General features: G+C 45.1%; 17 protein-coding genes. 9 read left to right on the forward strand and 8 right to left on the reverse strand.

What is annotated here, in order from left to right; all coding sequences use genetic code 11:
• Positions 1-41: 41 nt before the first annotated feature.
• On the reverse strand, positions 42-1,295 hold the full coding sequence (lysA, locus tag QSH61_RS00400; RefSeq protein WP_206472102.1) for a diaminopimelate decarboxylase: 1,254 nt from the start codon (positions 1,293-1,295) through the stop codon (positions 42-44).
• Position 1,296: 1 nt separating this feature from the next.
• Positions 1,297-1,473, reverse strand: a complete 177-nt coding sequence (gene lptM, locus QSH61_RS00405; RefSeq protein WP_099031388.1) for an LPS translocon maturation chaperone LptM — start codon at positions 1,471-1,473, stop codon at positions 1,297-1,299.
• A gap of 155 nt (positions 1,474-1,628) precedes the next feature.
• Here lptM and cyaY point away from each other — a divergent pair, with 155 nt between their 5' ends.
• From cyaY to add, 7 genes are all read left to right on the forward strand, one after another.
• Entirely contained in the window at positions 1,629-1,949 is a 321-nt protein-coding gene (gene cyaY / locus QSH61_RS00410) for an iron donor protein CyaY (RefSeq protein WP_010378141.1), read from the forward strand.
• Positions 1,949-2,605 (forward strand): alpha/beta hydrolase, encoded by a 657-nt coding sequence (locus QSH61_RS00415; protein ID WP_174171020.1) that lies wholly within the window; start codon positions 1,949-1,951, stop codon positions 2,603-2,605. Before cyaY ends, QSH61_RS00415 begins: the two co-directional genes overlap by 1 nt.
• A gap of 45 nt (positions 2,606-2,650) precedes the next feature.
• Positions 2,651-3,532 (forward strand): DUF2914 domain-containing protein, encoded by an 882-nt coding sequence (locus QSH61_RS00420; protein ID WP_206472103.1) that lies wholly within the window; start codon positions 2,651-2,653, stop codon positions 3,530-3,532.
• A 103-nt stretch (positions 3,533-3,635) separates the two neighbouring features.
• Positions 3,636-4,574 (forward strand): hydroxymethylbilane synthase, encoded by a 939-nt coding sequence (gene hemC / locus QSH61_RS00425; protein WP_206472104.1) that lies wholly within the window; start codon positions 3,636-3,638, stop codon positions 4,572-4,574.
• Complete coding sequence (locus tag QSH61_RS00430) at positions 4,575-6,392, forward strand: uroporphyrinogen-III C-methyltransferase (RefSeq protein WP_206472105.1); 1,818 nt, start codon at positions 4,575-4,577, stop codon at positions 6,390-6,392. It begins immediately after the preceding gene.
• On the forward strand, positions 6,389-7,492 hold the full coding sequence (locus QSH61_RS00435; protein ID WP_206472106.1) for a heme biosynthesis HemY N-terminal domain-containing protein: 1,104 nt from the start codon (positions 6,389-6,391) through the stop codon (positions 7,490-7,492). Before QSH61_RS00430 ends, QSH61_RS00435 begins: the two co-directional genes overlap by 4 nt.
• A gap of 132 nt (positions 7,493-7,624) precedes the next feature.
• Entirely contained in the window at positions 7,625-8,620 is a 996-nt protein-coding gene (gene add / locus QSH61_RS00440) for an adenosine deaminase (protein ID WP_206472107.1), read from the forward strand.
• Between the two features lie 20 nt (positions 8,621-8,640).
• On the opposite strand, the gene QSH61_RS00445 is transcribed toward add, so the two are convergent.
• The 3 genes from QSH61_RS00445 to ubiD all read right to left on the reverse strand — a co-directional run bounded on the left by QSH61_RS00445 (position 8,641) and on the right by ubiD (position 11,667).
• On the reverse strand, positions 8,641-9,051 hold the full coding sequence (locus tag QSH61_RS00445) for a CBS domain-containing protein (protein WP_370599214.1): 411 nt from the start codon (positions 9,049-9,051) through the stop codon (positions 8,641-8,643).
• Between the two features lie 352 nt (positions 9,052-9,403).
• Positions 9,404-10,117: an NAD(P)H-flavin reductase gene (fre, locus tag QSH61_RS00450; protein WP_010604238.1), complete on the reverse strand. Its 714-nt coding sequence runs from the start codon at positions 10,115-10,117 to the stop codon at positions 9,404-9,406.
• A 77-nt stretch (positions 10,118-10,194) separates the two neighbouring features.
• Positions 10,195-11,667, reverse strand: coding sequence for a 4-hydroxy-3-polyprenylbenzoate decarboxylase (ubiD, locus tag QSH61_RS00455; protein ID WP_174170991.1), 1,473 nt, complete (start codon positions 11,665-11,667; stop codon positions 10,195-10,197).
• A gap of 316 nt (positions 11,668-11,983) precedes the next feature.
• Between ubiD and QSH61_RS00460 the strand changes: the two genes are divergently transcribed.
• Complete coding sequence (locus tag QSH61_RS00460) at positions 11,984-14,596, forward strand: sensor domain-containing protein (RefSeq protein ID WP_206472108.1); 2,613 nt, start codon at positions 11,984-11,986, stop codon at positions 14,594-14,596.
• Here QSH61_RS00460 and QSH61_RS00465 read toward each other — a convergent pair.
• Positions 14,593-15,363 (reverse strand): tetratricopeptide repeat protein, encoded by a 771-nt coding sequence (locus tag QSH61_RS00465; protein WP_102055841.1) that lies wholly within the window; start codon positions 15,361-15,363, stop codon positions 14,593-14,595. The two genes, QSH61_RS00460 and QSH61_RS00465, sit on opposite strands and share 4 nt — an antisense overlap.
• Before the next feature lie 89 nt (positions 15,364-15,452).
• Positions 15,453-16,847 (reverse strand): M20/M25/M40 family metallo-hydrolase, encoded by a 1,395-nt coding sequence (locus QSH61_RS00470; RefSeq protein ID WP_174170988.1) that lies wholly within the window; start codon positions 16,845-16,847, stop codon positions 15,453-15,455.
• Between the two features lie 191 nt (positions 16,848-17,038).
• On the opposite strand from QSH61_RS00470, the gene dbpA reads away from it, so the two are divergent.
• Complete coding sequence (dbpA, locus tag QSH61_RS00475) at positions 17,039-18,421, forward strand: ATP-dependent RNA helicase DbpA (protein WP_102055843.1); 1,383 nt, start codon at positions 17,039-17,041, stop codon at positions 18,419-18,421.
• Here dbpA and QSH61_RS00480 read toward each other — a convergent pair.
• Complete coding sequence (locus QSH61_RS00480) at positions 18,410-18,994, reverse strand: DNA-J related domain-containing protein (RefSeq protein WP_010604244.1); 585 nt, start codon at positions 18,992-18,994, stop codon at positions 18,410-18,412. The genes dbpA and QSH61_RS00480 overlap by 12 nt on opposite strands.
• Positions 18,995-19,097: the final 103 nt, after the last annotated feature.

Consider the following 19,097-nt stretch of genomic DNA (forward strand, 5'->3'; position numbering starts at 1 on the left):
ATTAAGCCTTGTTTTGCACCCCTAGGATGTATCCAAGTCGATTATTGTGGCAGTAGTTGCTCAAATTGCCACAGAGATTCTAACGGCTCTCTTTGGCGGATTAGATGGTGTTGGTTGTTATCAACCATGACCTCTGCACAGCGGGGGCGTGAGTTATAGTTTGAACTCATGGTAAAGCCATACGCGCCTGCACTGCGCTGTACTAATAAGTCGCCAGCCTTAATTTTAAGTACTCGGTCTTTACCTAGAAAGTCACCCGTTTCACACACTGGACCAACCACGTCGTAATTTATCGCGTCAACGTCGTCTCGCGGTGTGGCTGGTACGATATTTTGCCAAGCCTGATAAAGCGATGGTCGTAACATGTCGTTCATACCAGCATCAACAATGGCAAAATGCTTATGCTCGGTTGGCTTAATAAATTCGACTTTAGTCACCAACACACCGGCATTGGCAGCAATCGCTCGACCAGGCTCAAAAATGAGTTCTAGATCATTGAACTGCGCCAATCGCGCTTTAATCTCTGCAGCGTAAGCACTCGGATGCGGCGGTTTTTCACCGTCATAGGGCACGCCAAGACCGCCACCGATATCGAGGTGATGCAAGTAAATTCCCGCTTTTTCAAGTTGAGAAATTAGGGCCAGCACTTTATCTAACGCCGCTAAAAATGGATTAACCTCAACCAACTGAGAGCCGATATGAAAGTCGATCCCAACCACTTTTAAACCCGGTAGGGCATAAGCGAGCTGGTAAACATCAAATGCGGCTTTGATATCAATACCAAATTTGTTCTCTTTTAACCCGGTTGAAATATAGGGGTGAGTTTTTGCATCGATATCTGGGTTTACACGCAATGAAATTGGCGCAATTTTATCCAGTCTGGTTGCCACTTCACTGATGCGGTGAAGCTCTGCAATTGACTCAACATTAAAGCATTTAATCCCAGTCTCAAGCGCAAACGCAATTTCATCTTCCGTTTTCGCAACACCAGAAAAAACGACTTTTTGAGGATCTCCCCCTGCTTTTAGCACTCGCGCAAGTTCACCCTTCGACACGATATCAAAACCAGAACCAAGCTGAGCCAAGACATTCAACACGGCGATATTTGAATTCGCCTTTACTGCGTAGCACACTAAGTGGGGATGACCGGCTGCGGCATCCGTAAAAGCGTGATAATGCCGCGTTAAAGTCTTCTTCGAGTAGACATAGCAAGGAGTACCATATTGCTCGGCGATTGTGGTTATGGCGACATCTTCAGCGAATAACTCGCCATCTTGATAATTGAAATAATCCATTTTAACGCTCCTGTTGTTCTGCTTCAGGCTGGTTTGCTTGTGCTGCTTTCGGTTGGTTTGGTTTTTTAGCCTGTTGTTCAGGCAAATAAAGCGGACCGCTTTGACCGCAACCCGATAATCCGATTAAAGTAGTAAAAACAAGTGCCGTTACGCTAAATTTATAAGGTGTCGCTTTCATTAGATAATTCGTGTCAGTGCCTTTATAATCGCAGAGTAACAGAATTGATAAAAAAAGCAGCTTTTCGCTATTGAAATTTCGTCTTCATCAAATTGCTCAAATAGCGAGTTAAGCTTAGGCACCATGCCGCAGTGCGTCAGTAAGAGGAAATCACGATGACAGAAAGTGAATATCATGAGTTAGCCGATGCGCTAATGTTGACTATTGAAGAGCAGATCGATGATTGTGACGCTGATTTAGATTACGAATCAGCATCGGGAATTCTAGAAATTATTTTCCCTGACAAGAGCAAAATTGTTATCAACAAACAAGCACCATTGCACCAAGTCTGGGTGGCGACTAAGTTTAATGGTCATCACTTTGAGTTGCGTGGCGATCAGTGGATTGATAATCGCTCCGGTGCTGAGTTTTGGCAATTTATGAGCGACGCGGCGACTAAACAGGCAAATATCGCAATAGAGTGGCAGCACGATTAATGTTGGAGTTTGTAGATTATCCTGCCAAAGGACAACATAAAGCGAGTATTATTTGGCTCCATGGTTTAGGCGATTCAGGAAACGGCTTTTTACCCATTGCCTCTGAGTTAAACCTGCCTGAGGAATTGGGTGCACACTTTATTTTTCCACATGCACCAGAGCAGCCGGTCACCATAAATGGTGGTATGGTGATGCGTGCATGGTATGACATTAAATCATTTGATCTGGATAAAAGAGCGGATGAGCAAGGTGTGCGAGACTCATCAGCTCAGGTTGAAGCGTTAATTCAGGCACAGTTAGATAAAGGTATTCCAGCTAACCGCATTATCTTAGCTGGATTTTCTCAAGGGGGCGTGATCGCGCTCCATCTTGCACCGCGTTTAACTGTTAAATTGGCTGGTGTCATGGCACTATCAACTTATATGTGTGTGCCTGAAAAACTCAGCGCAGAAGCACAGCAAAGCGAGCTCACTATTTTTATGGCGCATGGCAGTGCTGATCCTGTCGTGCCTATGTTTGCAGGTGAGCACGCATTTAACACGTTACAACAGCAAGGCTATGAAGTGAGCTGGCAAGACTACCCAATGGAGCATCAGGTCTGTCTTGACGAGTTAAAAGCCATTCGCGCTTGGTTAATTACGAGACTGAGCGATTAATATTAAGTGGTATAAGGTACTGGTGACAGATACAGGAGCAAAGCAATGTCACAAAAGATTGTCATAAAAACGTCGGTGAGTAAGCAACCCTCAGAGCCCTCAGCGGTGACCTATCAATGGCACTGGAAACGCATTTTTATGGCAACGGCAGCATTTGCTGGCATTGCGACCGCGGGGGTTTATGGTGTCGTGAATAACGTCAATGCAGATGAAGATGATACCCAAGTGGCAGTACCTATGCATGCCACCATTGCGCAAACCGATACATCACTGAATGACTCTCCTGAATCAGTAGACTCTAATGAAGAGCGTGAGGGCGAGCAGCTAAGTGCGGATACCTCACCTGATACCGTTTTAACGACGCCCTCAATAGAGGTCGCTCAAGTCATTGCACTAGACCAAGAACAGCAACAAGCTTCTGAAGAAACAGAAACAGAAACAGAAACAGAAACAGAAACAGAAACAGAAACAGAAACAGAAACAGAAACAGAAACAGAAACAGAAACAGAAACAAGGGCTGAAGCTAAAAATCAATTTGATGCTGAAGCGCGCATAGCCAGTGTCGCGCTAGGGGCAAAAATCGACACGCAATTTATCAGCCGCGCTGTACTCACTACTATGATTGATGACCGCGAACCAACGAATGTGTTGAAAGAGGTAATTGCGACCACTCAGTTTAGTGACAAGCTGTACTTTTTCACTGAAGTGCACGCGCTTAAGGATCAAGTGGTGTCGCACCTGTGGTTTCATCAAGACGAGCTGATGGCAGAAGTGGAGCTGCCGATCCAAGCCGCGCGCTACCGTACTTATTCAAGTAAGAACGTCATGCCGAGTCAAACCGGAGATTGGCGTGTTGAGGTGGTGACGCAGTCTGGACAACTGCTTGCCCAAAAGACGTTCCGCATTGTGGATAATAGTCAGCAATAATCTTACTCGCAGTATTGTGTATGGCAGCATGTGACTGACTGCCATCACCACATAGTTAACTATTTGCAGCGGCAATAACGCTGCAATAAATGAAAGGCAAATCATGACAGAACAAGTTTCCATATTACGTATTGCAACGCGCAAAAGTGCTTTGGCGCTATGGCAAGCCGAATTTGTTAAGGCAGAGCTTGAAAAACACCATGCGAATCTAAAAGTAGAGCTCGTGCCGATGTCGACGAAAGGCGACAAGATTTTAGATACGCCACTGGCAAAAATTGGCGGTAAAGGGTTGTTCGTCAAAGAGCTTGAGCAGGCCATGTTAGAAGGGCGCGCAGATATTGCAGTGCATTCAATGAAAGATGTACCTGTTGATTTCCCTGAAGGGCTCGAGCTGCATACTATTTGCGAACGCGAAGACCCAAGAGACGCGTTTGTGTCTAATACTTATACCTCACTTGCAGAGTTGCCTGAGGCTGCTGTGGTTGGCACATCAAGCCTGCGTCGCCAATGTCAAATTCGAGCGGCTCGTCCGGACTTAATCATTAAAGACTTACGCGGTAATGTGAATACTCGCCTAGCCAAGCTAGATGCGGGTGAGTTTGATGCCATTATTTTGGCCGCTGCGGGACTTATCCGTTTAGAAATGGTGGATAGAATCGCAAGTTATATTGAACCTGAAGCTTCATTACCGGCCAATGGTCAAGGCGCTGTCGGCATCGAGTGTCGTAGCGATGATGCTCAAACTAAAGCATTCCTCGCACCACTGGAGCACACTGATACACGTATTCGTGTACTTGCCGAGCGGGCGATGAACCGCCGTTTGGAAGGAGGATGTCAGGTTCCTATAGGTGCTTACGCCGAAGTCTCGGGCGATCAGGTGCACTTGCGCGGTTTAGTAGGTGCTGTCGATGGCAGCGAAATTTTGCGCGGCGAATGCTCAGGTATGGTTGCAGAGGCTGAGCAACTTGGAATTCAATTGGCAGAATCCTTACTTGCGCAAGGTGCAGATAAAATTCTTGCTGAGGTTTATAGGGACGCTTAAATGAAAGTTGTGCTAACTCGACCCGTTGGCAAATCAGAGCCTTTATCTGAGTTGCTGACACAGCAGCAAATTAGCTCAGTGATTTGCCCAGTATTGCAGCTTAACGAAGTGGCGGTGAGTGACACCGCCAAAGCAATGATAAGCGAAGCCGAGTTAGCTATTTTTGTCTCGCCAGATGCGGTGCGATACTTTCACCAATTAGAAGTACCATTAGCTGGACATTGCGCAGCTTTTGCTGTTGGCGAAGGCACGGCCGATGCTATCCAGCAGACCCTAAATATCAAGGCTAAATACCCTAAACAACCTGATTCCGAAGGCTTGCTTGCACTCCCGCAGCTGTCCTCTGTTGAGGGCAAGCGTGTATTGTTGGTCAAAGGGAAAGGCGGGCGTCCCGTTATTGCGCAAACTTTAAAAGCGCGGGGGGCCATCCTTGACAGTTTGGTGGTTTATGAACGCGTTGCCGTAAAAGACAATGCAGATGGCTGGTTAGACCACTGGCGAAGCCAGCAGATTGAAGGTATAGTCATTACCAGTAATAGTGCAGCGGATGCGATTTTTAATACGCAGTCGTCAGCAAGTAAAGATTGGTTGGCTCAGCGCACTTTCTTTGTTGTGAGCCAACGTATTGCTGAGCATGTACAGCAATCCTATAACATCGAACAGTCTCAAATTGTGGTATGTCATGGCCCTGATAATCGTGCCATCGCAGGGAGTATCATCGACTATACCAAGCAGCAAGGGCGCAAAATGACTCAGTCTGAATCGCAAACAAAGAATACAAATACCCAGCAAGCTGCAAAAGCAGCAGAGCAAACCGTAACGCCACATCACGCTAAGGCTGGTGTGAGTAAGGTTGCGCTCCTTGCATTATTAGTGGCACTGGGTAGTGGCGCTGGTGCTGGCTATGTTTATTTGCAACAGCAGCAACAGTTGCAACAAGCGTTGTTAGCTAACCAAGCGATTAACGCTGAAAATCAGCTACTAAACACACAGCTGAGTGGCGCTAAATCGCAACTTCAGCGAGTAGAAAATGTGCTTGATTCGTTGCAAGACAATGTCGCAAAGCGATTGGCTGAGCAGCAGCAACATGTGGAAACCCAGCTAACGCAGACGCTTGCCAAGGCGCAGCAGCAAGTAAGCGGTGCCGTGGCCTCTGAAGCATTGTATTTACAGCGCCTTGCTGCATTTAAGGTCGCGGCAGAGCAAGATTATCTTGGCGCAATCGCTATTCTGCAGCGCTTGCAAGAGAGCTTAGAGTCTGAGTCCAACACGGCTGCTGTTCAGCAGGCGATTGCTAAAGATATTGCCGCTTTGAAGGCCTTGCCTAAGCCACAAACGGAGTCACTTTACTTTGAGCTTCATGGTTTATTGTCTCAAGTTGATACGCTAACGATCAAAACCAAGCAGATTCCGCAAAAGGCAGCGAGTGAAGATGCTGCGCTATCGCAACAGGTTGATGATTGGCAAGCGAACTTAAAGCGCTCTTGGCGGGGGTTGGTTGATGACTTTATTACCATACGTCATCATGATGAAGTGGTGATAGACCCACTGCTCGATAAAAACGAGCAGCTGCTTATACGCACGCAGCTGCGTGCTTATTTAACCCAAGCACAAACCGCATTAATGGATCAACAGGCGAGCATTTACTTCAGTGCGCTTGATAGTGCAGCCGACACATTGGCGCGTTATTTTGATACGCAACACGCGCCTGTGAGCGCGATGCAGCAGGCTTTAAACAAGCTGAGCCGCAGTGAAGTTCAGCGCCAAGAGTCGATTGAGCTTGCCACCCCAGCAGCAGTAAAAGGGTGGCTAAAATGATGGCAAAAATCATCACCTTCGCGCTTATCTTTATCGCGCTAGCCGCCAGTCATTTGCTCATTGATGAGAAAGGCTATGTGTTGATCTCTTTCAATCAAACCACGATTGAAGGCAGCATAGTGTCTTTCACTATCTTGTTGTTGCTTGTCATCACCGCTTTAGTGTTGTTGGGTAAGGTAGTGCGTTGGTCGTGGCATCGCCTAGTCAATACGAAAGGTCATTTTTCCAGAAAGCGCAAACTAAAAGCGCAACAAGCATGGAACGAAAGTTTGTGGCTATTTATTAACGGCGAAGTGGAACAAGCCGCAACTTTGTTGACGAAAACGCCGCAGCCGGATGAACGCCAAGACTATGTGCGTGCCATCGCAGCCAAAGCGGCGTTAAAACAAGGAGATATTGTCAAAGCGAATACGGAGCTAGAAGCAATATCAGATGACAACCAAGGGCAGCTCGCGGCACTATGGCTAGAGGCAAATAATAGTGAACAGGCGTTGGCTTTACTTGATGATAAAATGTCTGCGGCTAAACCAACTTCTGCGGTGCTTAGCGGTTACATTTTAGCTTGCCTACAGGCTAAGCAACCCGAGCTGGCCGCTGCACAAATCGCGAAGTGGCACAAAAAGCTCAACTGGAGTGATACACAGTGGCAGAGTGTGTTCGAGCGCATGTTTGTGATAGCCCCAGAGCAAGCAGACACTTTGTTTAATATGCTACCTAAGGCAGTAAAAGCGCATGCAATACCTGCTCTTAATAAGGTGAAGCTGCAACAGGGACGCATAGCGGAAGTGTTGGGCGAGCTCAAGAAGCTGCTTAAACAAGGTCAATATCACCAGTTGGCGGACTATCTGCAACACAGCACGCAAAGTAGTAATGAACTCAAATTAGCACTGCAGCAGCAATTGAAAAAACATCCAGATGACAAGGAGTTGCTGTTCTCATTGGCTTGCCTTTGCAATGCTGAGGGGGATTATGAACTTGCTGCGAAGATCTTTGATTCTTTAAGCGCAAACCCTTGGGAAGCGCGCTGGAGTAAGCAAGCTCAGCTCGCCTACGAAAAAATGCATACCTACGAGAAAGCGTATTTAATCGCAAAATCGTAACGAAAAGCCTGCGCAGCAATGTGCAGGCTTTTTTGTACTAAAGTTAGCTATACTCAATTCTGACATATGTCCTTGCTATCTCAGTTTAGGTGCGTATGATCCCAAAAATTTTAACTGCAAATCGAGTCTCTTATGATCAATAACACACTCCCACTATTAGATTTACATCGCCACTTAGATGGTAACGTTCGTGCTACAACGATTTTAGAACTTGGCCAGCAGTTTAATATGGATTTACCAGCAACGGATCTCGAAGGTCTACGCCCGTATGTTCAAGTGTTGAACAATGCACCTAATCTAATGGCGTTTCTTGAAAAACTAGATTGGGGCGTAAAGGTACTAGGTGACTACGATGCTTGTCGCCGTATTGCGATTGAAAATGTTGCCGACGCAGTTGCACAAGGTATTGATTACACTGAGCTAAGGTTTAGCCCTTACTACATGGCAAAAACCCATAATCTACACCCGCAGGGCGTTGTTGAAGCCGTAGTCGACGGTGTACAAAGTGCAGTTAAAGGCCAAGACATTAAGGTTAACCTGATCGGGATTATGTCACGCACATTTGGTGTTGAGAAATGCCAATATGAGCTAGACGCGCTACTTGCCTTTAAAGAGCAGTTGGTTGCGATTGACCTCGCGGGTGACGAGCTGGGCTTCCCGGGCGAGCTGTTTATTGAACATTATAAGCAGGTTCGCGATGCTTACCTTGGTGTGACGGTACATGCTGGCGAAGCTGAGGGCGCGGTAAGTATCTGGCAAGCCATTAAAGAACTTGGTGCAACACGTATCGGTCACGGAGTTAAAGCAATCCATGACCCAGCTCTGATGGACTATTTACGTGATAATCGTATCGGGATCGAGTCTTGCCTAACCAGTAATATCCAAACAAGTACTGTCGAAAGTTTAACCACGCATCCATTGAAAGCATTTTTAGATCATGGTGTATTGGCAACCATCAATACCGATGACCCTGCGGTTCAAGGTATCGAGTTGGACAACGAGTATAGCCATGCAGCTGCGGCGGCAGGTTTAGATTTGAGTGATATCCATAAAGCGCAGCGCAATGCGGTTGAGATTGCCTTTTTAAGCGAAGCTGATAAAAAAGCGTTGCTTGCAAAGAAAGCGTAGGCTGAAATTGCTGTGTGGGATCACCCCGCACAGCTAAGATAACTCTCTTTTAGCGCCGCAACGACTTGGCTACGTGTCACAATTCCAATCACTTTGCCTTCATTGAGTACGGGATAAACCTTAGGACTATTTTGCTGCATACGTTGTGCAAGGTCGACAACGGTTGTTGCAGCTTCGATACTGAGGGCAGGCGTAGCCAGTAAGTCTCTCAGCTGTACTTTACCATCACAAAAGTAGCTGGAATTAAGCAAAGGCTTGAGTAGCTGCTGCTCTGAAATAAATCCAACAAGATGACGCTGTGCATCTATCACTGGCGCACCAATTAAATGATGCTTTTGTAGCAAACTAATCGCGTCGGTTAGTTCGGTCTCGGCGGTTAACTGTGGGAAATCGGGTGACATGATGTCACGAACATAGAGTTTACTCATCATATTTCTCGCGGTGTTTGTGTGTAATATGAGAGTAGCGGGTGAGACTGCTTTGGTAAAATGGATTGTTTTGATTGGTTCGTTCTGTTTTTCCAATGTGTGACTAAACACCTGCCACACATTGGATAAATTGCTATTAAATAACTTGGCTTAAGTTACTTAACCTGAGGTTTGGATAAGGAATGTTCCAACTCATTGTTTCTAAAGCACAACTTAGTTTTTTCCTTGTCTAGCCAGAGAGTTTTAGGGAAAATAAGGCGAATTTACGCACCAATAGCTGGCTATTGGAAGTGAATTCAACGCAGTTAGCGCTAAAACTGGCTGCTAGAAAGGCATTAATTATCCGCAGCTCAGGTTACTTAATAAACGCAAAAGCGTCGGCGTACATAAAGTCGCGCTCAGCTCCATGATTGATAAAGTCATCACGCACGATACCTATCATGTCAAAGCGGCCAGCCATATAAATACTGTACGGTTCTAAAGAAACGATATCTTTCATCACAGCCTGATGAACGAAGCCGCGATGGCCTTGCCATGCCTCACTGGCATTTTCTACCACAGGAATAAACTGAAAGTGTTTATTTGAGGCGGCCCAAGCTTCCATCTCCGCTTTTGCATATAGCGCAGATTCTTCTTTTACACCCCAATAAAATAAAACAGGTTGGTCGTAACCTGTTTCAGCCAAGTGATCGGCCATAGATTTGACATAAGAAAACCCAGTGCCGCCGGCAAGTAGAACTAGTGGACGCGCTTGATCAACACGGATCTGAGATACGCCAAGACCAACTTCTAATGCAACGGTTTGCTTTGTATCAAAAGCGTTACGTAGGTGATCTAGTGATTGCATGGCATAAGAGTCTGCGCCAGAAGCACCGATATGTAACTCTAACTGCTCTGTTTTTGAAGGGCTGCTGGCAATCGAGAAAGCACGTTTGTCTTTTTCACCAAGTACCAATTGCAGATACTGGCCGGCTTCGAATTGCACCGCTTCTTCAGGTTTTAATATAACTTTGTGAACAAATTCCGTAAGAGGTGTAATTGAGACAACCTCTGCTGCTAATACTTGCATGTGTTACCTTTATTAAGCACGTGGCTAAAGTCTGTGCACTCTAGCATAGCTGAGTGCACAATGTTAGATGATATATGTCATTTGATGGTGATCCCTAGGGTATCCCAAATTTCGTCAACGCGTTGTTTAACCTTGGGATCCATAACGATAGGCTCGCCCCATTCACGGTCGGTCTCACCCGGCCACTTGTTGGTTGCGTCCATACCCATTTTAGAACCAAGTCCGGACACAGGGGAAGCAAAATCGAGATAATCAATAGGCGTGCTTTCAACTAAGGTGGTGTCTCTTGCGGGATCCATACGTGTTGTTATCGCCCAAATCACATCATTCCAGTCGCGAGCATTTACATCATCATCACAAACAATGACAAACTTGGTGTACATAAATTGTCTAAGGAAAGACCATACGCCCATCATCACGCGTTTAGCATGACCTGGATACTGCTTTTTCATGGTGACGACCGCCATGCGGTATGAGCAGCCTTCTGGTGGAAGGTAAAAATCGACGATTTCCGGAAATTGCTTTTGTAAAATCGGCACGAATACTTCGTTGAGCGCAACACCAAGAATAGCTGGCTCATCAGGCGGGCGGCCCGTATAAGTGCTGTGATAAATAGGATCTTTGCGATGTGTCATATGAGTGACAGTCATTACAGGGAAGTCGTCAACTTCATTGTAGTAGCCGGTGTGATCGCCATATGGGCCTTCTGGCGCGAGCTCGCCCGGTTGAATATATCCTTCTAAGACGATTTCGGCACTCGCTGGTACTTGCAGTTCGTTTGAAATTGATTTAACAACCTGCGTCTTACTACCACGCAGTAGACCTGCAAATGCGTATTCGCTTAGCGTATCTGGAACTGGGGTTACCGCACCTAAAATCGTCGCGGGATCAGCGCCAAGTGCAACAGATACCGGATACGGTTCGCCGGGGTGCTCTTTGCACCACTCCTGAAAATCAAGCGCACCGCCACGATGTGATAGCCAGCGCATAATAATTTTGTTTTTACCCAATAGCTGTTGACGATAAATCCCTAGGTTCTGACGCTTTTTATAAGGACCTTTGGTTACCGTTAACCCCCATGTAATTAAAGGTGCGGCATCACCAGGCCAGCAATGTTGAATAGGTAGTTTAGTGAGATCAACCTCATTATCGCTCAGTACAACTTCCTGACATGGGGCTTTTTTCACTTCTTTGGCTGGCATATTCAACACTTGTTTGAATACCGGTAGCTGGCCAATGGCTTCTTTAATTCCCTTCGGTGGATCGGGTTCTTTTAAAAAAGCGAGTAACTTGCCGACTTCTCTTAGTTCACTGACATCGCTTTGTCCCATCCCCATTGCGACGCGCTTTGGTGTGCCAAATAGGTTAGCCAGTACCGGAATGTCATAACCAACAGGGTTTTCAAATAGGATAGCGGGTCCACCTGCTCGCAGCGTTCGGTCTGCAATTTCAGTCATTTCTAGTTTGGTGGAAATGGGCTGCTTGACGCGAACAAGTTCTCCTTGTTTTTCAAGCTGGGCTATAAAATCTCGTAAGTCTTGGTATTTCATCGGCGCACTGTGAGTTGAGTTTGGCCTAGTATATCAACTAGGCATATTTTTCCTAGCTGTACGGATGGGATGGTGAAAAGGTTTAGTGACTCACTTTTGCGTCTACACTATTGCGAAATAGACTACACTTTCAGAGCGTATCGGCTTGTCAGTACGCCGGAGCAAGTGTATAAATTGTTATAAAAAGATGTGTGTGTTGAGTTGTTTTGATATGAAACAAGCAAAAATCGACTTTCGATGTAGCTCACATACCCTTTGCGCTATAGTCGCCGCGGTTGCATAAAACGATATCCTGAGGGGTCTGAGTTTGAAGTTGATGTCAAAATTGCTCGGGGGGCTGCTGTTGCCGTTTTGTATGACCGCACCAGCTCACGAGTTACCATATTATACTTTTTCTAATCATGGCGCGGTGATGTTGATCATCGAGCCCACGTCTGGAAAGATTTTAGATGCCAATAAAGCTGCTGCCGCATTTTATGGCTACAGCGAGGCTATATTAGAATCGAAAGCCATTCAAGATATCAACTTATTTACTGCCGAGCAGGTTGCTAATGAACGTCAAGCGGCATTAAATGAAGGCCGCAATTATTTTATCTTCCAACATCAAACTGCAGACGGTAGTACTAAAACAGTGAGTGTTCACTCAACGCCGTTTGAAGATAGCGATGGTAAACCAAGGTTACTTTCTATCATTCAAGATATGAGTGAGCAGCGTAAGCTACAGCAAGATCTTTGGCATTACCAAGCCAATCTTGAACAACAGGTCATGCTGCAGACTGAAAAAATCAAGCAAGCCAATATGGTACAGGTCATTTTGTTAACTGCGGTAATTGCTGTGCTTATTCTATCGATGGCGGTATTGATGACCGTTTTGGTCAGGCTAAGGCGCTCCAATCAGCGAGCACAAGACCAAGGTGCGAAACTCAGTGCCATTTTTGATGGTATTAAAGCATATCTGGTGTTTACGGATGAAACTCATCACATTGAAGCCGCTAATGGCTCAGTGTTAAAGGATTTTGATAGTTTAGAAGCGTTAAAATCAAAATCTATTTATACCTTATTTGATGTGCTTGATAGTGAAAAGCTGCTGACGGAAGGAACACTTGAGTGCCAACTCGATGCGCGTTTTGGCTATCGCAATGTGCGGGTTTCTTGTGCCCCGGTGGTAAGTGAAACACAAGCAAAACTGGGTTTTATCTATGTTATTCAAGATATTACGGAAGAGCTTGAGAACGAAAGAGAACAGCGCTTGGCAAGTACGGTATTTTCGACAACCTCTGAAGGTGTGTTGGTCTCCGACAAACATAATCAAATCCAAATGGTAAATCGTGCATTTAGCGAAATTACAGGCTTTGGCATGGATGAAGTGATAGGGGAGACTCCATCAATCCTGAACTCTGGACGTCACGATGAGCGCTTTTTCAACGCGTTATATGATGACTTGGTTAACAAAGGCCATTGGGAGGGAGAGATTTGGAACAAGCGCAAAAATGGTGAAATTTATCCGAGTTGGCTGCAAGTATCTGCAGTATTTAACGATGCTCGGGAAATTGATATGTATGTTGCGTTATTCAGTGATATTACCTCGAGAAAACGTAACGAACAGTTGATGTGGCAGCAAGCCAACTTTGATAGTTTGACAGGTCTTGCAAACCGCCATCATTATCACGTTAAATTTGATTTAGCGTTAAAACGAGCAGCTCAGCTAGAAGAGCGCTTTGCAATTTGTTTTATCGATCTTGACCGCTTTAAAGCAGTGAATGACACGCTTGGACATCATATTGGTGATCTACTACTCAAAGAAGCTGCAAACCGTATTAATGAGTGCGTGCGCAGTTCTGATACCGTTGCAAGATTAGGTGGGGATGAGTTCGCGTTATTGCTACAAGATATAAGTTCTATCAGTGATTTAGAGCAGGTTGCGACTAAGATTTTACGTGCACTAGCCAACCCTTTTCATTTGGAAGGGCACGAAGCTTATGTATCCGGTAGTATGGGGATCACGCTTTACCCAGATGACGGCACCGATCGAAAAATCTTGCTACGTAATGCCGATAGTGCAATGTATAAAGCGAAGGAGCATGGTCGCGACTGTTTTCAATTCTATACTTCAGCGATGCATCAACATGCCAAAGCGCGTAGCGTGTTAGAAAGTGCCTTGCACAAAGCGCTGTCTAATCGAGAATTATCACTGGTGTACCAACCTATTTTTTCACAGCTTGGTAGAGGCGACCTCGTTGGCTGCGAGGTGTTGTTAAGATGGAAAAGTGAGTTGCTAGGCCATGTTTCTCCAGAGCAATTTATTCCCGTTTGCGAAGAACTAGGGCTTATCTTACCCATTGGAGAATGGGTGCTGTATCACGCTTGTTCTCAAGTTAAAGCTTGGCAAGACAACTACGGTAGACCCTTATTTATTGCAGTTAACGTTTCTAGTATCCAGTTTAAACGCCAAGATATGGTTGCATTAGTAAGAAAAGTACTTAAAGACACCAGACTAGAAGCTAAATATCTGACATTGGAAATCACAGAGTCAGTACTAGTTGAAAACTCAGACAAAATATTGTCACAATTAAAAGCATTAAGAGAAATCGGCGTAGAACTGGCGATTGACGACTTCGGTACTGGATATTCGTCGTTGAGTTATCTCAAGCGCTTCCCGCTTTCTAAATTGAAAATTGATAGAACCTTTATTCGTGATTTACCTGAAGATGAAGAAGATAAAGCGCTCGTCAGTGCGATTATATTGATGGCGCATAAATTGAACTTAAGGGTCATTGCGGAAGGGGTTGAAACCCCCGCACAATGCATGTTTTTAAAGAATTTACTGTGTGATATGACACAAGGCTATTTTCATTCTAAACCGGTGGCACAACAAGAGTTTGAAGCAAACGTTTTGACTGTGCAGTATCACAAGCAAAGTCACAGTTAACAGGGGTGGTCTTGGCATAACTTAGCCAGGGCTGTCTGTGCTTTATGATTACCTTGCTCTGCGGCAAGTTTAAGCCAGTGGATCGCTTTTTTAATGTCTTTTGCACCGCCTTCACCGTCGCGAAGCATTGTCCCATAGTTATATTGTGCCCAAGGGTTGCCGGTTTTAGCCGCTGCTGCAAATCCCGTTTTTGCTTCTTCAAAGTTTCCTTGGCTGTAAGCGTGAATTGCTTCTTGGTTCTGTGCAGAGATCTTAGGTCCATTATATAGTGGCTTCGGCTTTTTAAATCTTTGTCTAACAACGCCGCCGAGTACATGGATCCCTACAGGCCTGTATACGGAGACTATGGTTTCATCGTCAAGTAAGTCTAATAGATTGTCTTTTTCTAGCGTCAGCCTTTGTGGCTTAAAATAATGATCGGTCATTAGCATGCTGACACGGATATCTCGGGTGATGTTACGCATTGTTCGATAAGTGTAGGCACTTTCCTTCACTTCAATGTTGTCATCTGTCAGCTCAGTAATTTGTAATATCTGAAAAGCAGGATCATAAACTTGCCCAGTGTTCTTGCCAGCGTCAAAAATAATCAGGTCATCGATTTGTGGGGATGCTAAGTATGTTTGATAACTAGCGATTTGTTGTTGATGCTGGTTATAAAAGTAAAATGCAATAGTGACCACAATTAGTGCCGACACGGCAACTTTATATTTACTGATGAAGTTGAATATTGTGTCGTAAAAGGAAAAAAATACGCTTTTGATTTCCATATTCTATTAGTTAGTTAGGTGTGGGTATGTCTAAGGTAGGCAACTTGAGTGTAGGGGACAAGTGTACTTGTCCCCATAAGTGTAAGATTTTATTTCCCTGCCATTTTCGTTTTGGCATCGGCTGCCATTAAGGCAAATACGGCGTATGCCGCGGTATTTTGCTTTAGTTTTTCTGGATCGACTTTATCAAGCGTGTCATCGGCTGTGTGGTGATAATCAAAATAATCGGTTCCATCTTGGTGTAAAGCGAAGATTGGCGCTGATGTAGCATTTTTCAGCGGAATTAAGTCAGGACCACCATGTGCGCTATTCTTGCCAATATAAGTAACGCCAAGTGGCGCCAATTGTTTTGCAATCTCACGCACAACCGGTAAGGAAGCGGCATTTACGTTTGATTCAAACGCATACACTACATCTGCACCAAAATCGGACTCGGATGCGGCTACGATGCGGTCTAATTCTGCCTGATGCTTTTTAAAATAAGCTTTTGCTCCCCAAAGACCGAGTTCTTCTGCTGCAAATAGGACTACGCGGACACTACGTTTAGGGCGTTTTACATCGGCAATATGCTTAGCTGCCGCCATCGTTAATGCAACACCAGCACCATCATCGAGTGCACCAGTACCCAGATCCCAAGAGTCTAAGTGACCACCAATCAAGACATATTGCTCTGGAAACTCAGTACCAGAGAATTCACCGATGACGTTATAACTGGTTCCTTCACCTAAGTCCTCAGTTTGAATATTTAGCGCGACTTTAACTGCATGACCAGAGTTGATAAGGCGTGCTAGCTGATCCGCATCTGGGTTCGCAACTGCAGTGGACGGGATCTTTGTCACTCCCGCTTTATAGTGACTGCCGCCAGTGTGCGCGAAGCGGTGGTGGCTGGTGCTGACTGAGCGCATCATATAGGCGATAGCGCCTTTTTTAGCCGCTTCTACGGCGCCGCTATTACGAGCTCTTACTGCCGGTCCATAGCCATTACCATCAATATCGCGGTTCATGCGGTAATTAATAAAAGCTATTTTACCTTTTAAGCTGTTGTCTGGCGCAGCAATCAGCTCATCGAGAGTTTCAAACAACACTACTTCGCCACTTAAGCCATCTTTTGGTGTACTGACACTGTTACCGAGCGCTGTAAGGTGTAGCGGTTGTTCGCTCGGTATCAGGATTTTTGCAGACTCATGGTAGCGGCGCCATTCAGGAAAGGTTGCTTTCTCAAGCCAGACTTTGTCAAAGCCCAGTTGCTCAAATTGTTTCTTTGCCCAAGCTACCGCTTTTTTATCATTTTCGGTACCTGGTAAGCGTGGGCCTACTTCTGTGGTGAGGGATTCTAGTAGTTGCCAACTTAGGTTGCTGTGGCTTGCGGCTTCTCTAACTTGTTTAACTTGTTCTAATTGTTGTGTAGTAAATTCTTCGGCTTGCAGTGCTGTACTCAAACCTGCGCTTAATAAACCAAATGCCAATAGTGATTTAAACTTCATGATAATCCTTGGTAAAAATGGAGTTACCGAGAGATTAAAGCATAAATTGTGATGTAAGTCCGTGTATTGCGATGAGGATAATTCATCCACAATCTAGGGGCGCTTTATCTTGGAATAATAGAGTAAAGCGGTTAGCGAATTTACACATTTGGTATAAAATACGCGATTAAGATAGCGAATAGGAAAGCACTGTGTCGATCACTTCATTTTCTCAATTACCTCTAAACCAAGCGCTTGCTCAGCGCCTTGTAGATCTTAACTACATGGTGCCAACAGCAGTACAGTCTGTGAGTTTAGCGCCGGCGCTGACCGGACGAGATTTAGTCGTGAAAGGGAAAACTGGATCTGGTAAAACACTGGTGTTTTCACTTGCGCTGCTGAATAAGTTGCAGCCCGAGTGCAATGAGGTTCAGGCTTTGGTGTTATGTCCAACGAGAGAGTTGGCTGATCAAGTCGCACAAGAGATCAGAAAAATTGCGGCTTTAATTGGTAACGTCAAAGTGCAAACACTCTGCGGAGGAACGCCAATTGAACCTCAAACACGGGCGTTGCAACACGGTGCGCATATTGTTGTTGGTACACCTGGTCGAGTTGAAGAGCATGTTTTTAATGGCTCACTCATGCTAACTGAAACGCAGACTGTGGTATTCGACGAAGCTGATCAGATGCTGGATATGGGCTTTACTGAAACGCTAGAAAGCATTTTAGTGTATGTCCCTGAAGTTCGACAAACACTAATGTTTAGTGCGACTTACCCAGATAAGATCATGAAACTGGCGAAGCAATATATGCGTGAGCCAGAGTTTGTTGAAGCAAAAGAAGAACAAGCACACCACAGCATTAAGCAAACCTTTTATAAGTTAGACAACAATAAAATGCGCTTTAACGCGCTGAGAGTGCTGTTAATGCAGCACCAGCCGCAAAGCTGTATCGTTTTTTGTAATACCAAAGCTGAGACTAAGCGACTATTCGAAGAATTACGCCAAACCGGACTTGCTTGTGTCGAGTTACATGGCGATTTAGATCAAGGTGAGCGTGAGTGGTCATTGCTCACCTTTGCTAATAAGAGTGCCAATATTTTGGTTGCCACTGACGTGGCTGCTCGAGGGCTCGACGTTGAGGAAGTTGAGCTTGTGGTTAACTATCATTTGGCGCTTGAGCCCCAGACGCATATTCACCGTGTTGGTCGTACGGGCCGGGGTGAGCACAAAGGTATCGCAGTATCTCTTTATGGAGAAAAAGAAGCCTTCAAAATAAAACAGTTGGCGGAAATATATGGTCAAGAGCTAAAACATGGCACGTTGCCGGGCCATTCACTGCTCGAAAAACCAGCCTATAAGTCGAATATGGTGACCCTCATGATTGAAGGTGGAAAGCAACAAAAGCTTCGCAAAGGAGATATCGTCGGCAGCTTGACAGGTGAAGAGGGCATTAACTTTAAACAAATTGGTAAAATCAATATATATGATGTACAAACCTTCGTGGCTGTAAAACGCGAGGCAGTAAAGCCTGCACTACGAAAGCTTAACAATAGCAAAATTAAAAATAAGCGCTATAAAGCCCTACGTGCTTAAGGTCTGCTTAAGTATCTCATACTCGTTCATTAAGCGTTTGAAAGTCTCCTCATCACCTGATTTATCTGGGTGATGAGTCAGGGCCAGTTTTCTCCAACATTGACTTAACATCCTGCGATCATATCCGTTAGGCAGTCGCCAGCGTGTTTTAATCGCGTTTAATTCGTCAGCCTTGATATTAATTCGCTGGCGAGCGCCATTGAATGCAAAGCGCTGCCAAAAGTTATCCAACAGAGCACTCACTTCTTCACTGCTGGTTTCATAGTGTTGCCAATCTAAATAGTAGCTTCTGAGCGGATCATCTAATGCTAATTGATGTTCACCTAGTCGTGGAGCTAGATAAACATTGAGCGCTTCAACATGCAGGTATTGACCCTCAGCGAATACTTCTTGCTGAAGTTGGTACAGGGCATTCATGATCAGAAAGTTGCGCTTGAAGAGATTTTTATTTTCATCTTCATCAAGGCGAGGTAGTTGCTGTTGTTCCATCAGAGCGGCGGCAATAGTGTGTACTTTTAAAGATTGATTTTGACAAATTAATTTAAAAATAACATCTGTAAGCGGATTGAACATTGTCGCCTCTTTAGTCTTGGTGTATCTTCACACTACCACGCAGACTAAATGATAAGCAATGGAGAGCAACAATGAATTTATCGAGGCTACTAAAGCCCAGATC

Source organism: Pseudoalteromonas sp. JC3, assembly GCF_030291895.1.
Taxonomy (GTDB): domain Bacteria; phylum Pseudomonadota; class Gammaproteobacteria; order Enterobacterales; family Alteromonadaceae; genus Pseudoalteromonas.